Annotated in this window: 11 protein-coding genes and 1 tRNA gene; all 12 read left to right on the top strand. The window is 31.5% G+C overall.

Features of this window, described 5'->3' with window-relative positions; translation table 11 throughout:
• The first annotated feature begins 175 nt into the window (after nt 1-175).
• The 12 genes from J2Z44_RS00795 to J2Z44_RS00740 all read left to right on the top strand — a co-directional run bounded on the left by J2Z44_RS00795 (nt 176) and on the right by J2Z44_RS00740 (nt 13,952).
• Nucleotides 176-2,314 (top strand): methyl-accepting chemotaxis protein, encoded by a 2,139-nt coding sequence (locus J2Z44_RS00795; protein ID WP_209649274.1) that lies wholly within the window; start codon nt 176-178, stop codon nt 2,312-2,314.
• A gap of 293 nt (nt 2,315-2,607) precedes the next feature.
• Nucleotides 2,608-3,576 carry a PstS family phosphate ABC transporter substrate-binding protein gene (locus J2Z44_RS00790; protein WP_021284612.1) on the top strand — a complete coding sequence of 323 codons (969 nt, stop codon included), beginning with the start codon at nt 2,608-2,610 and terminating at the stop codon, nt 3,574-3,576.
• Nucleotides 3,577-3,772: 196 nt separating this feature from the next.
• A complete protein-coding gene (gene pstC, locus J2Z44_RS00785) occupies nt 3,773-4,669 on the top strand; it encodes a phosphate ABC transporter permease subunit PstC (protein WP_021284613.1) in 897 nt (298 codons plus the stop codon).
• Entirely contained in the window at nt 4,669-5,553 is an 885-nt protein-coding gene (gene pstA / locus J2Z44_RS00780) for a phosphate ABC transporter permease PstA (protein WP_021284614.1), read from the top strand. Before pstC ends, pstA begins: the two co-directional genes overlap by 1 nt.
• A 16-nt stretch (nt 5,554-5,569) precedes the next feature.
• Nucleotides 5,570-6,325: a phosphate ABC transporter ATP-binding protein PstB gene (gene pstB / locus J2Z44_RS00775; RefSeq protein WP_021284615.1), complete on the top strand. Its 756-nt coding sequence runs from the start codon at nt 5,570-5,572 to the stop codon at nt 6,323-6,325.
• An 81-nt stretch (nt 6,326-6,406) separates the two neighbouring features.
• On the top strand, nt 6,407-7,156 hold the full coding sequence (pstB, locus tag J2Z44_RS00770) for a phosphate ABC transporter ATP-binding protein PstB (RefSeq protein WP_021284616.1): 750 nt from the start codon (nt 6,407-6,409) through the stop codon (nt 7,154-7,156).
• Nucleotides 7,157-7,168: 12 nt separating this feature from the next.
• The gene (gene phoU / locus J2Z44_RS00765) at nt 7,169-7,825 is read left to right on the top strand and encodes a phosphate signaling complex protein PhoU (RefSeq protein ID WP_021284617.1); all 657 of its coding nucleotides are present in this window, start codon (nt 7,169-7,171) and stop codon (nt 7,823-7,825) included.
• A 414-nt stretch (nt 7,826-8,239) separates the two neighbouring features.
• Nucleotides 8,240-9,574 carry a DUF512 domain-containing protein gene (locus J2Z44_RS00760; RefSeq protein WP_209649273.1) on the top strand — a complete coding sequence of 445 codons (1,335 nt, stop codon included), beginning with the start codon at nt 8,240-8,242 and terminating at the stop codon, nt 9,572-9,574.
• A 1-nt stretch (nt 9,575) separates the two neighbouring features.
• A complete protein-coding gene (der, locus tag J2Z44_RS00755; RefSeq protein WP_021284619.1) occupies nt 9,576-10,892 on the top strand; it encodes a ribosome biogenesis GTPase Der in 1,317 nt (438 codons plus the stop codon).
• Between the two features lie 26 nt (nt 10,893-10,918).
• Nucleotides 10,919-11,926: an NAD(P)H-dependent glycerol-3-phosphate dehydrogenase gene (locus J2Z44_RS00750; RefSeq protein WP_021284620.1), complete on the top strand. Its 1,008-nt coding sequence runs from the start codon at nt 10,919-10,921 to the stop codon at nt 11,924-11,926.
• A gap of 144 nt (nt 11,927-12,070) precedes the next feature.
• Entirely contained in the window at nt 12,071-13,543 is a 1,473-nt protein-coding gene (gene spoIVA / locus J2Z44_RS00745; RefSeq protein ID WP_021284621.1) for a stage IV sporulation protein A, read from the top strand.
• A gap of 333 nt (nt 13,544-13,876) precedes the next feature.
• A tRNA-Pro gene (locus J2Z44_RS00740) sits at nt 13,877-13,952 on the top strand.
• Nucleotides 13,953-14,237: the final 285 nt, after the last annotated feature.

The raw sequence follows: 14,237 nt of genomic DNA, 5'->3' as shown, positions 1-14,237 counted from the left end.
ATTAATAAAAATAGAAATTAAGATATGAATATGAAGTATCTAGCTAGTTTAGTTTTTGGCATTGTTAAGAATGTTATTATAGGGTTAAATACTGTTAAGAATTAACATATTTTCACAATTTATCTTTGACAGATGATAGAATTTCAGTGTAATCAATTTACATTGGGGGATGACTATGGATACAAATTTAAATTATAATTTTAAGAAGCTAAAAGACAAAGGAATACTAAAAAACATTAAATTGAAACATTGGATATTAAAGTTTAGAAGTAATAAGTTCAAGAAAAATATGAATGTCAATCTAAATTTTAAAAAGAGTTACAGAAAAAAAATAGGATTTCAAATTATAACATTATTAGTTTACTCTGCTATTATTCCACTTTTACTAGTTTGCTCTTTTATGTATTTTTCTTTATCCAAAAGTGCTAGAAATGATTTAAACTTACTTTCTGAACAGACGGTTTCAAGAGTGGATGAAGGTTTTTATGGAATCATTCAATCTAACAGTGAATATCTATCTATGTTATCTAAAAATCCATATATAAATAATGGAAGTAACAATGAAAAATCTAAGGATGGTCTATTAAGAACTCTTGAGAGTTTTAAAGCTTCTAATAAGCAGTGTAATACTGTTTATTATGGAACAATTTCCGGTGATTTCTATTCATACCCATATAAAAAGTCTAGAAATAATGAATTTGAAAAAGAGAATTGGTACCTGGAAGCTAGTAAAAAAAGTGGAACAGTTAATATATCCCAAATTCAAAAGGATAAAAACACTAATAAAAATAATATAATTTTATCTAAAGCAGTAACAGATATATCTGGTAATGTTTTAGGAGTTATTGCTATGGATATTTCTGCGGAAGTAATTAGTGAAGTGGTTGAAAAATCGCCAATAGACCAAAAAGGATTTACTATTTTACTAGACAAAAATTTAGTTGTTCTAGGGTCAAAGCAGCATAGCTTAATTGGAAAAGATCTTAGCAAAGAGGAATATATCAATAAGGCACTTAATCAAAAAAGTGGTTTAGTTAAAGTAGAATATGAAAAAAATACTTATTTTGCATATAAAAAAGCATCAATGCTAGACGGGTTTTCAACTATCGGATTTATACCTACGGATGAATATTATAAGGTATTAAGAACTGTAATATTGACTCCAGTTTATATTCTCTTATTATCGATAGGCTTAATAACAGTAGTTGGCATAAGGTTTTCTAAAAAGATTACAAAACCAATTACAATGTTAGAAAAACTTCTTAAAAATACGCAAAAGGGTGATTTTACTTCAAAGATGGAAATACCTAATAATGCAGCTATAGAGATTTCTAATATAGCTCAATGTGCTAATGATATGATTGATGCAATGGTATTGATCTTAGGGGGGATGATACATGGCAGTGGGAAAATAAAAAGTTCATCAGAGATATTATCAGGTTCTATAAAACGCTGTAATAATTCATCTTTAGAGGTTGCAGAGGCAGTTAATTTGATTTCAAATAATGTTCAAGTTCAAAGTAAGATAGTGGATGAAACTTCAGAGACCTCAGCAACTTTAGAAAATGCTATCAATGAAACAATAATTACCTCTAATGAAATGATGTACTCATCCTCAAAGGTTAAAGAGCTGTGCGTAACTGGAGAAAATACAATTAAGAATTTAAATGAAATATATAATAAAAGTGCAGAAGCAAACTTAATGGTTATGGATAGAACAAGTTTCTTAGTTGATAGCATTAATAATATATCTTTGGTTAGCGATTCAATTAGAAATGTTACTGAACAAACCAATCTTTTAGCACTTAATGCGTCTATAGAAGCAGCTAGAGTAGGCGAAGTAGGGCGAGGATTCCAAGTAGTCGCTGATGAAGTAAGAAAACTTTCTGCCCAATCTGCTAAAGCTACAGAACAAATTGATAGAATCATTACGGAAATTAAAGGCTCCATTGAACAGGTGATTACCAATATTTCTAAATCGAAAGATTTATCAAAGAAAACAGAGAGTAGTGTCATAGAAACCTCACAAGTGTTTATAAATATAGTTGATTCAATTAATAGTTTAGAGGAAAGTATTAGCAGAGTTTCAGGAAGCATAAACACTATTGAAAGTTGCAAGAACTCAGTAAATGAAAAGATTAATTCAATTGCAAGTGTTTTTAAAGAAACTTTAATAACCACAGGTGAGGTTGCAAGTTCTACAGACAGTCAATTAGAGGATTTGGAAAAGATTAAGATAGCTTCAGAAGAATTAAATGTGTTATGTGGAGAGCTAAGGGAGAAGAGTGGTAAATTTACTGTTAGTATTATATGAAGCAATAAGTAAACTGTTTTTACAAAACAATGTAATGTAAAAATAGTTTATTTTTTTATGTATATATACATTTTATTCAAATATTCTATGAAATTCTTAGTTCATTTTAAGCGCTTAAATAGGTATAGCTTTGAGAAATAAAAATTTGGGATAGGTGGTTTGTTAAATAAGCTTAACAAGAATTTTCCATTACTTAACCAATGCATAATAAAACCTTAAAGCAGAAACACTATAATAAATATTGTAAGGACAAGATAATAAAATAATTTATATATAAATGGAGGGTAATTTTAATGAAAAAGACAAGCTTAAGAATTATGGTGTCAACTTTGGCTATTACAATGATGGCAGGGGTATTTGTTGGATGTGGAAATAAAGATGGTGGAGAAGTTAAAAATAATACAAATAATAATGCTGCTCAAACTCAAAAATTATCAGGAACTATACAAGCGGATGGATCTTCTACAGTAGGACCAATAACTGAGGCTATGGCAGAGGAATTTGTTAAAGATTATCCTGATGTACAAATACCAGTGGCAATATCAGGAACTGGTGGAGGATTTAAAAGATTCGTAGTAGGAGAAACAGATGTTCAAAATGCGTCAAGACCTATAAAAGAAGAAGAAAAGAAAAAGGCAGCTGAAAATGGAGTTGAAATGACAGAATTTAAAGTTGCGTATGATGGTATTACAATTTGCGTAAGTAAAGAAAATACATTTGTAGATACTCTAACTGTAGCTGAATTAAATAAAATGTGGGCACCGGATAGCACAGTTAAAACATGGAAGGACATACGACCAGAATGGCCAGCAGATCCAATTAAGTTTTATACTCCAGGACCTGATTCAGGAACCTTTGAATTCTTTACAGAAGCTATAAATAAGAAAGCAAAGGCAATGAGACCAGATGTTAATCCAAGTGAAGATGATAATACTTTAGTTCAAGGTATTGGTGGAGATAAAAACGCAATAGGGTTTTTCGGATTTGCATATTATGAAGCAAATCAGAATAAGTTAAAAGCAGTTAAAGTAGACACTGGTACTGGAGCAGTTGAGCCATCATTAAACACTATTAAAGATGGAAGCTATAAGCCACTATCTAGACCAATTTTCGTGTATGTTAATAATAAATCTTTTTCAAAACCAGAGGTAAAAGAATTTATTAAGTTTTACTTAGAAAATGCAGCACAAATTGTACCAGAAATAGGGGAAGTTGCATTACCAGAAGCTGAATATAAAGATCAACTTAACAAAATAAAATAATATAATTGCTTACCTCCTTAGGCACTGTGGATTTTTTATCCCAGTGCCTTTTAATTTAAAAGATTATTGCAATCATAACCTTCACTTAACTTTTACTTAACAAAGCACATATTAGAGTTAACAAAGAGGTAATAATATATAAATATAGAGTTTTTATAAGATTTTAACCATAGGTTATTTATATAGGAGGGTGTTTATGGAACTTAAAAAGAAAGTTAAAGGCAATAAGAAGGAGTTTTTTATTGAAAAATCTTTGTCTTTATTTGCAATTTTATCAATTATAACAACTATTACAATAATATTCATTTTAATAAGAGAAAGTATTGTGTTTTTTAACCAAGTAAGTTTTAAGGAGTTCTTTACAAGCAGTAGATGGTCTCCACTTATGAAACCGCAGAATTTTGGAGTATTACCTCTATTAAATGGTACTTTGTTAATTGCAGCAGGGGCTAGTGTTATTGCTATACCAATAGGGCTTGGGGCAGCTATTTACTTAAGTGAATATGCTTCTAAAAAAGTTAGAAATATACTTAAACCAATCTTAGAGATTCTAGCAGGAATACCTTCAATAGTTTATGGATATTTTGCACTTACAGTAATAACACCATTTTTAAAGAGTTTTATACCTAATATACAAATTTTTAATGCTTTAAGTGCTAGTATTGCTGTAGGAATTATGGTTATACCTTTAGTTTCTTCTTTAAGCGAAGATGCAATGAGTGCTATCCCAAACTCTGTAAGAAATGGAGCTTATGCACTAGGAGCAACAAAATTGGAAGTAGTAACTAAGATAGTTATTCCAGGAGCACTATCAGGGATTGTGTCTTCCTTCATATTAGCAATTTCAAGAGCTGTAGGGGAAACCATGATTGTTGCCATCGCGGCAGGAGCAAAGCCACAGCTTACACTAAATCCACTAAACTCTATTCAAACTATGACTGGGTATATGGTATCTGTTGCAATGGGAGATATTAGCCATGGTTCAGTGGAATACCAAACCATATTTGCAGTGGGAGGATTACTATTTTTGATAACTTTTGGCTTAAATTTAATTGCCAAAAGAATTGTTAAAAAGGGTCAGGTGAAAATGTAATGAGTAATAATTTATTTAAAAATAATGCAAAAGATAATTTAAAAAGTAGGCAAAGGGCTAACAATATTTTAAAAACCATATTTTTTCTTTGTACTACCTTTGGAGTTGTAATACTTATAGTGTTAATAGGATCTGTATTAAAAGATGGTTTAAAATATTTAAGTTTAAACTTTTTAACAGGTTTTCCTTCTCGTATAGCTTCTAAAGCTGGAGTATTACCAGCTATCATAGGAAGTGCTTATGTTATTGGGCTTACAGCATTAATTGCTTTTCCATTAGGTATTGGTTCAGCAATTTATATTGAGGAATATATGAGTAAGAATAAGTTTAGAGAAATCTTGGAACTCAACATATCAAACTTAGCAGGAGTACCTTCAATTGTATATGGAATTCTCGGACTTGCAGTGTTTGTTCAAACCTTTATGTTTGGTAGGGGCATTGTGGCAGCAGCATTAACTTTATCTCTTTTAATATTACCTACAATTATTATTACTTCTCAGGAAGCTATAAGAAATGTACCTAAGTCTCTAAGAGAGGGGTCTTATGCTCTTGGAGTATCCAAATGGCAAAGCATAACAGGGGTAGTCTTACCTTTTGCACTACCAGGAATTTTAACGGGAACAATTCTTTCAATTTCTAGAGCTCTAGGAGAGTCAGCACCATTGATAATGGTTGGAGCAGCAAGTTACGTAGCCTTTCTACCAAAGGATTTATTTTCTGCTTATACAGCACTACCCCTTCAAATATATAACTGGACCTCTAGACCGCAAGCAGAATTTCAGCAGTTAGCTGCAACAGGAATTATAGTGCTATTAGTATTTTTACTAGGTGCCAATACACTGGCTATAATATTAAGAAACAAGTATCAAAAAAGACTAGATTAGCAGGGGGAAAATAGCTATGGAACTAGGAATAAAAGTAGAAAATTTGAATTTTTATTATGGTGAAAATCAAGCCTTAAAAAATATAAATATGGAAATACTATCTAAGAAAGTAACTGCATTAATTGGACCTTCAGGTTGTGGGAAATCTACTTTTTTAAGAACATTAAATAGAATGAATGATATTATTGAAAACACTAGATATGAGGGAAATATATTAGTACATGGACAAAATATATTAGATAAGGATATAAACTTAATTGAACTTAGAAAAAATGTTGGCATGGTATTTCAAAAAGCCAACCCATTCCCTAAATCTATCTATGAAAATGTGATTTATGGACCTAGAAGATATGGGATAAAAGATAAGAAGATTTTAGATGAGTTAGTAGAGAAAAGTTTAAGAGGAGCAGCTCTTTGGGAGGAAGTAAAGGATAAGTTAAATAAATCAGCCTTTGATTTATCTGGAGGACAACAACAAAGATTGTGTATAGCAAGAACTCTTGCTGCGAAACCAGAAATTATCCTAATGGATGAGCCAACTTCGGCCCTTGATCCAATTTCTACTTTAAAGGTAGAGGAGCTAATCCATGAGCTTAAGGAAAACTACACTGTAGTCATTGTAACTCACAATATGGAGCAAGCAGGAAGAGTATCGGATTACACAGGATTCTTTTTAAATGGAGAGTTAATTGAATTTAATAATACTGAGGATATTTTTTATAATCCTAAGAGCAAAAAAACAGAGGATTATATTTCAGGCAGATTTGGTTAAATTCAAAGTATTATATTGGTATAAGGTGATTTAATAAATTTATGCGGCTAATATAGAAAATGTATCATTGGAGGATTTAATATGGATATTATAAGGGTTAGGGATCTTAACCTATACTATGGTACTATGAAGGCTTTAAAAAATGTAAATATGGATATAAAAAAGAATAAGGTTACTGCACTAATAGGACCATCAGGTTGTGGAAAATCAACATTTTTAAGAACTTTAAACAGGATGAATGATTTAATAGAAGGTGTAAAAATTGAAGGGAATGTATCCTATAATAATATGGATATATACAAAGACTATGATGTAATGGAGCTTAGAAAACATGTAGGCATGGTGTTTCAAAAACCTAATCCATTCCCTATGACTATATATGAGAATATTGCCTATGGGCCAAGGATTCATGGAGTTAAGAATAAAAAAGTATTGGATGAAATAGTGGAAAACAGTTTAAAGGGAGTAGCACTCTGGGATGAAGTTAAGGATAGGCTACATAAAAGTGCTTTAGCTTTATCAGGAGGACAACAGCAAAGATTGTGTATTGCGAGAACCATTGCAATAGAACCAGAAGTAATTTTAATGGATGAACCAACATCAGCATTAGATCCCATATCTACTTTAAAGATTGAAGAACTTATGGATACTTTAAGACAAAACTACACAGTAATAATAGTAACTCATAATATGCAACAGGCTGCTCGTATTTCAGATTATACAGCCTTCTTCTTTAATGGAGAAATAATTGAGTTTGGAGATACACAGCAAATATTCTACAGACCAGAAGATAATAGAACTCAGGATTATATTACAGGAAGAATAAGTTAAGGTGGTGTAACTATGTCAAGAAAAAATTTTGATGCAGAGTTAATTCATTTACATGAAGAACTTAAAAAAATGGGGGATATAGTAAAAGCTCAAATAAGCGATTCTATTAAGGCACTAGTTTCACAGGATATGAAGCTAGCAGATGAGGTAGTTAGAAAAGATGATTTGGTTGATGATTTAGAAAAAGAAATTGAGGATAAATGCATTAAGCTTATTGCTACTCGTCAGCCATTAGCTATTGATTTAAGAAGCGTTTTTACTATGAGTAAAATTGTCACTGATTTAGAAAGAATTGCAGACCATGCAGTTGATATAGCAAAAATAGCAAAGCAACTTGAAGGTCAAAAGTATATCAAGGAACTAATAGATATTCCAAGAATGTCTGCTATTGTAGAAGAAATGATAGATGGATGCTTAGAAACTTACATGGAGAGAGATGTAGATTTAGCATATGCTGTGTGCAAAAAAGATGACTCAGTAGATGCAATTTACAAGCAAATCTTCAGTGAGCTTTTAGTGTTAATGCTAGGAGACCCGAAAGTTATTCAGCAGGCTACAAGATTTTTATTTGTTGCAAAGTTTCTTGAGAGAATGGCAGATCACACTACCAACATCTGTGAATGGACTATTTACTTAATTACTGGTAAAAAAGTAGACCTAAATGATTAGGGATATGGACTTTTATAATGAGCGTTTATTTTAATCATTTTTAAAAAGCCTAAGAAACTCAAGGTAGGTTCATATATAAGTTAAATCTTGATTTTAATTCAATATACCTCCTCTAGGAGGTTTTTTCTTTTTTAAAAAGCTAGTGGTGATTACAAAACAGGAATTTTCATAATGAAAGTTTATTTTGCTTTTTACTTAAACTCTTAAGGAAAATAAAGTAGTTGCTTATTAGTTAAATTCTAAGGCTATTTTAATATATAAAGGACGATAAACTTATGATTTTTGATACTCATAACACCTGGTAATAAACAGTGGAATGAGTTGTAAAACATTGACTATTACTAGCAATTGATATAATATATCATAATAGCGGACATAATTATAGTAACATGTTCTAGTTAAGGAGATAAGAAAATGAAAAATGAAATTGCTAAAGTTATGGCTGGGAGTATAGCTGAAGAAGTTGGTATAGAAGTCGGCGATAAACTTATAAGTATAGATGGTAATGAAGTTAAGGATATAATTGACTATAAATTTCTTGTAACTGATGAAGAATTACTTATAGAAGTTGAGAAAAAACATGGTGAGGTTTGGGAAATTGAAATAGAAAAGGATTATGACGAAGATTTAGGTATAGTTTTCAGGGAAGCTATACTCGACAAACCTAGAAGTTGCCATAATAAATGTGTATTTTGTTTCATTGACCAGTTGCCTCAAGGTATGAGGGAAACTCTTTATTTTAAGGATGATGATTCTAGATTATCCTTTCTACAAGGAAACTTTCTCACTTTAACTAATATGAGCGAAGATGATATTAATAGGATAATTAAATATAGAATAAGTCCTATTAATGTTTCTGTACATACAACAAATCCTGAGCTTAGAATAAAAATGCTTAACAACAGGTTTGCTGGAAACATATATGAAATTCTTAAAAGACTTTCAGAAGCAGGGATTAAAATAAATACTCAAATTGTTTGTTGCCCAGGACTTAATGATAATGAAGAACTGGTTAAAACAGTGGAGGATTTATATAAACTTTATCCTAATGTAGAAAATGTGGCAATAGTTCCACTTGGAGTTACTAAGCATAGAGAAAATCTACCTAAGCTTCATTTATTTAATCAGCAGAGTGCCAAAACACAAATAGAACTAATTGAAAAACTTCAAAACAAATATGAAAAGGAAAATGGAACTCCTTTTGCTAGGTTATCAGACGAGTTTTATATTGTGTCAGGAGTAAGCATTCCTGAGGAAGACCATTATGGAAGCTATGAGCAATTAGAAGATGGAATAGGTATGATAAGATTACTAAAATCCACTATAGAGGATACGCTTCCATTCCTAGAAAAAAACCATAAAGGTTCTTTTACCATGGTAACTGGAGCTTCAGCTTATGAGGTCATTCATGAAATTTCTCTAGAAATTATGAAAGCTAATGGTAAAATTAATCTAGAGGTGGTAAAGGTTAATAATGACTTCTTTGGAAACACCATTACTGTTGCAGGACTTTTAACAGGAAAAGATATAATTGAAGAATTAAAAAAGAGAAAATTAGGAGATTATATAATTATACCAAGTAATGTATTAAGAAGAGGCTATGAGCTTGGAAGCACAGAGGAACTAATATTATTAGACGATTACACGGTGGCAGATTTAGAAAAAATATTAAATAGAAAAATAATTGTATGTGATTATACAGGAGACGACTTAATTGACCTTATAAATCAATACACAGAGGAGGATTAGAATGGGAAAACCAATAGTTGCAATAGTTGGAAGACCTAATGTAGGTAAGTCAACACTTTTTAATAAACTAGCAGGAAAGAGAATTGCCATAGTTGAAGATACACCAGGAGTTACAAGAGACAGAATTTATGCAGAGGCAGAGTGGCTTCGTCATAATTTCACTATAATAGATACAGGTGGAATTGAGCCAGAAAATGAAGATATCATAATGGCACAGATGAGAAGACAAGCAAATATTGCTATTGAAACAGCTGATGTAATTGTATTTATTGTAGATGGAAAGCAAGGACTTCATCCATCAGATTTCGAAGTAGCACAAATGCTTAGAAAGTCAAAAAAACCAATCATATTAGTAGTTAATAAAATTGATAGAATTGAATTAGAAGATAATGCCTTTGAGTTTTACAACCTAGGTATAGGAACTCCAATTGCTATTTCTGCATCTCAAGGTTTAGGGCTTGGAGATATGCTAGATGAAGTAGTTAGTCACTTTGACACTAATGGAGGAAATGAAGAAGATGAAGAGTATATTAAGATTGCTATGGTCGGAAAGCCTAATGTAGGTAAATCTTCATTAATCAATAAAATCTTAGGTGAAGACAGAAACATAGTAAGTGATATCCCAGGTACTACTAGAGATGCAATTGATAGTAGAATAGAAACTGAAGAAGGTAAATTTATTTTAATCGATACTGCTGGACTAAGAAGGAAAAGCAAGGTTAAAGAGGAAATAGAAAGATATAGTGTAATTAGAACACTAGCTGCTATTGAAAGAGCAGATGTATGTATTCTTATGCTAGATGCTACAGAAACTTTAAGTGATCAAGATGAGAAAATCATTGGATATGCCCATGAACTTAGTAAAGCCATAATGGTTATTGTAAACAAGTGGGATTTAATTGAAAAAGATGATAAGACTATGAATAAGTTTACTAATGAGATAGCTAAAGGTCTATCCTTTATGTCTTATGCACCATACCTTTATATCTCTGCCTTAACTGGTCAAAGGGTAAATAAGGTTCTTACTATGGCAAGAGAATGCTATGATAACTACAGTAAGCGTATTGCTACAGGAGTTTTAAATGATGTTATAAGTAGAGCAGTGCTTATGAAAGAACCACCAATTGTAGCTTTAAGGAGATTAAAGATATTCTATGTTACTCAAGTAGATACAAAACCACCTACATTTATATTCTTTGTAAATGATCCTAACTTGTTACATTTCTCTTACCAGAGATACTTAGAAAATCAGCTTAGAGAAAGCTTTGAATTTAAAGGAACTGGTATAAAGCTAATTTTCAGAGAAAGAAAAGAATAATAAGTTACAGGGAAGGAAGGGGAATTATGTTAAAGGTTGCATTTTTAGGAGGCGGAAGCTTTGGTACAGCTTTAGCAGTTATGCTCGCTAAAAAGGGAATTGAAACAACTATTTGGACAATTGATGAACATGGTGTAGAGGATATTAATATTAAAAGAGAAAACAGTAAGTTCCTACCTGAAGTTACTATACCAAGTAATGTAACTGCTTATAGAGAATTAGATAAGGCTATAGAAAATAGTAAAGTGGTAGTCTTAGCTGTGCCTTCTCAAGTAATTAGAATAGTTTCAAGACAGGTTGCACCTCTATTAAATAAGGATCAAATTCTTGTTACAGTGGCTAAGGGTATAGAAAAAGGCACCCATAAGACTATGTCTGAAATCATGGAAGAAGAAATATCCACCAACCCTGTTGTAATTTTATCAGGACCAAGTCATGCTGAAGAAGTATCAAGAGGAATTCCTACTACAGTAACAGTTTCCTCAAGAGATATGGAAGCAGCTAAGGAAATTCAGCAGATTTTTAGCTCTAGCAGTTTTAGAGTTTATACTAATGATGATTTAATTGGAGTTCAAATAGGGGGAGCATGTAAAAACATAATTGCCCTTGCAGCAGGAATAACTGATGGTATAGGTTATGGAGATAATGCAAAGGCAGCTCTAATGACCCGTGGTATGCACGAAATTGTGAGAATAGGAACGAAGCTGGGAGGAAGACAAGAAACCTTCTATGGCTTAACTGGAATGGGAGATTTGATTGTTACTTGTACTAGTATGCATAGTAGAAATCGAAGAGCTGGAATTCTTATAGGGCAAGGAAAGACCATGGAAGAAGCTTCTAAGGAAGTAGGTATGGTTGTAGAAGGAATTGAAGCAACTAAAGCTTTTTATGAGCTTAAGGAAAGAGAAGGAGTTGTAATGCCAATTACAGATGCTCTTTACAACGTTTTATTCCAAAACAAAAATGCCAATGATGCAGTGCAAGAGCTCATGTCTAGAGAAATGAAGGATGAACACTCTTTTATAGAAGTTTAGTGTCATAAAAATATAAATATTATAATATATATAGACAGTAAGGAAGAGAAAATTTCTTACTGTCTTTTCTTATAAATTAGTAATATTTTATTTTAATATAAAATATATATATATTGTTAATATGTAGTTATGGGAGGGTGGACCTTGGAAAACTTTGATATATACAAAGATATTGCAGAAAGAACTCAAGGGGACATATACGTAGGGGTTGTAGGTCCTGTTAGAACAGGAAAATCTACATTCATAAAGAGATTTATGGAACTTATGGTGATCCCTAATATTGAAAATCCTCATAAAAAGGAAAGAGCAAAGGATGAGCTGCCACAAAGTGGTTCTGGAAAATCAATTCATACCACTGAACCAAAGTTTGTTCCAAACGAAGCTGTTGAAATTCGTTTTGAAGGTGGAACAAAGTTTAAAGTAAGAATGGTAGACTGTGTTGGATATGTAGTTAAAAGTTCATTAGGATATAATGAAGAAAATGCTCCTAAAATGGTAACAACACCATGGTTTGATTATGAAATACCATTTGAGCAGGCTGCAGAAATTGGCACAAGAAAAGTTATTACAGACCATTCAACTATTGGAATCGTAGTTACTACAGATGGTTCTATAACTGGACTTAACAGAGCTGATTATGTAGAGGCTGAAGAGAGAGTTGTTAATGAATTAAAAGCTATAAATAAGCCATTTATAATTCTGCTAAACAGCTTAAACCCAAGAGCTCAAGAAACTGTAGAGCTTCAAAGAGATTTAGAAGAAAAGTATGATGTTCCTGTTACAATCATGGACATTATGAACATGGACGAAGATGATATAGCTGACATATTTGGAAATGTTCTAAAAGAATTCCCTGTGAAGGAAATCAGCATAGACATGCCTCAATGGATGGAAAACTTAAGTTCTAAGCATTGGTTAAAAGTTAATGTTATGACTATACTTAAAGCTATGTGCAAAGATATATTTAAGGTTAGAGACATAAAGAGATGCCTAGATGCATTTAAGGGAATAGAGTTCTTATCAAACATAAATGTAAAAGAAATGAATATGGGAGATGGAACTTCTTGTGTAGATATTAATCCTAAACAGGAATTATTCTATAAAATTCTTGGAGAAGTATGCGATACTGATATTAAGAATGAAAATGACTTATTAAGCTTAATGGGCACTTATCATAAGGCAAAAACTGAATATGATAAGATTGCACAAGCCCTAAAAGATGTTAATGAAACAGGCTATGGACTAGTAGCTCCACAACTTAGTGAAATTAAGTTTGAAGAGCCAAATATTGATAAGAAGAATGGAGTTGTAAAACTTAAGGCTTCTGCTCCATCATTACACATCATAAAGGCAGATATTGAAACTGAAGTTACTCCAATCACTGGGGATAAGAAACAAAGTCAAGAGTTCTACAATGCAATTATAGAACAGTTCGATAATGACCCAGCACAAATTTGGCAAAGCAATATGTTTGGTAAGTCTTTAGAAGAGCTTGTTAAAGAAGGACTTCAAAATAAGCTTTACAAAATGCCTGAAGATGTTCAAGTGAAACTTCAGAAAACTCTACAAAAAATTATTAATGAAGGCAGTGGCGGACTAATCTGTATAATCTTATAATTAAGGCATCTTCAAAAAATAAATAAGTCAGTATGATTGTCTATTTTGTGTTATACTGCGCCAATAGAAACATACTATCTAAGGAACCAGTTTCCTTGTCGGCACAAGCTTATTTGTGAACTCAAAATATCTTTCACATCTTTGATTTGTTATTTATTTTCAGATTTCTAAAAATAAACCTAGTTTTGAGTTATAGAAGTTTTTCTATAACTCAAAACTATATAAAAAAGTTAGTAAAATTTATAGGATTCTATTTGAAAAAACTTTAAATTTTGATATAATAAAATTCTAAAAGTACTAGTAATGATATTTTATCCATGAGTCTTATAATATCTGGGTGTAGCGCAGATGGTAGCGCACAAGTCTGGGGGGCTTGGGGTCGCAGGTTCAAGTCCTGTCACTCAGACCAAAAAAATAAAATCTTTGAAATCATTTGGTTTCAAAGATTTTATTTTTATTTACAGTTTTAATATCAGTATTAGTTCTCCCAAAAATTATATCATTTCTATATATTTTAACTCCTAAAGTAGTCAGTCTTTCATTGGTATTCTTAATTTTAGTTTTAGTTTCTTTAAACTCAGCTTTAGTTCCCTATAAGGTTGCATAAATCTTTTCCCAAAAGTTAAGTATTTTGGCAAGGCCTAGCATATTTTTTAAAAAATTTAATTATTATTACTTATAGAATTTATAGTGT

Source organism: Clostridium punense (assembly GCF_017874425.1).
Lineage (GTDB): Bacteria > Bacillota > Clostridia > Clostridiales > Clostridiaceae > Clostridium_J > Clostridium_J punense.
This window is presented reverse-complemented; position numbering and strand designations above follow the sequence as displayed.

What these genes read in the sequence shown, in the direction of transcription:
- pstB (WP_021284616.1), top strand. Translation starts at nt 6,407, where the DNA reads ATGGATATTATAAGGGTTAGGGATCTTAACCTATACTATGGTACTATG.
- pstA (WP_021284614.1), top strand. Translation starts at nt 4,669, where the DNA reads ATGAGTAATAATTTATTTAAAAATAATGCAAAAGATAATTTAAAAAGT.
- der (WP_021284619.1), top strand. Translation starts at nt 9,576, where the DNA reads ATGGGAAAACCAATAGTTGCAATAGTTGGAAGACCTAATGTAGGTAAG.
- pstC (WP_021284613.1), top strand. Translation starts at nt 3,773, where the DNA reads ATGGAACTTAAAAAGAAAGTTAAAGGCAATAAGAAGGAGTTTTTTATT.
- J2Z44_RS00795 (WP_209649274.1), top strand. Translation starts at nt 176, where the DNA reads ATGGATACAAATTTAAATTATAATTTTAAGAAGCTAAAAGACAAAGGA.
- phoU (WP_021284617.1), top strand. Translation starts at nt 7,169, where the DNA reads ATGTCAAGAAAAAATTTTGATGCAGAGTTAATTCATTTACATGAAGAA.
- J2Z44_RS00760 (WP_209649273.1), top strand. Translation starts at nt 8,240, where the DNA reads ATGAAAAATGAAATTGCTAAAGTTATGGCTGGGAGTATAGCTGAAGAA.
- pstB (WP_021284615.1), top strand. Translation starts at nt 5,570, where the DNA reads ATGGAACTAGGAATAAAAGTAGAAAATTTGAATTTTTATTATGGTGAA.
- J2Z44_RS00750 (WP_021284620.1), top strand. Translation starts at nt 10,919, where the DNA reads ATGTTAAAGGTTGCATTTTTAGGAGGCGGAAGCTTTGGTACAGCTTTA.
- J2Z44_RS00790 (WP_021284612.1), top strand. Translation starts at nt 2,608, where the DNA reads ATGAAAAAGACAAGCTTAAGAATTATGGTGTCAACTTTGGCTATTACA.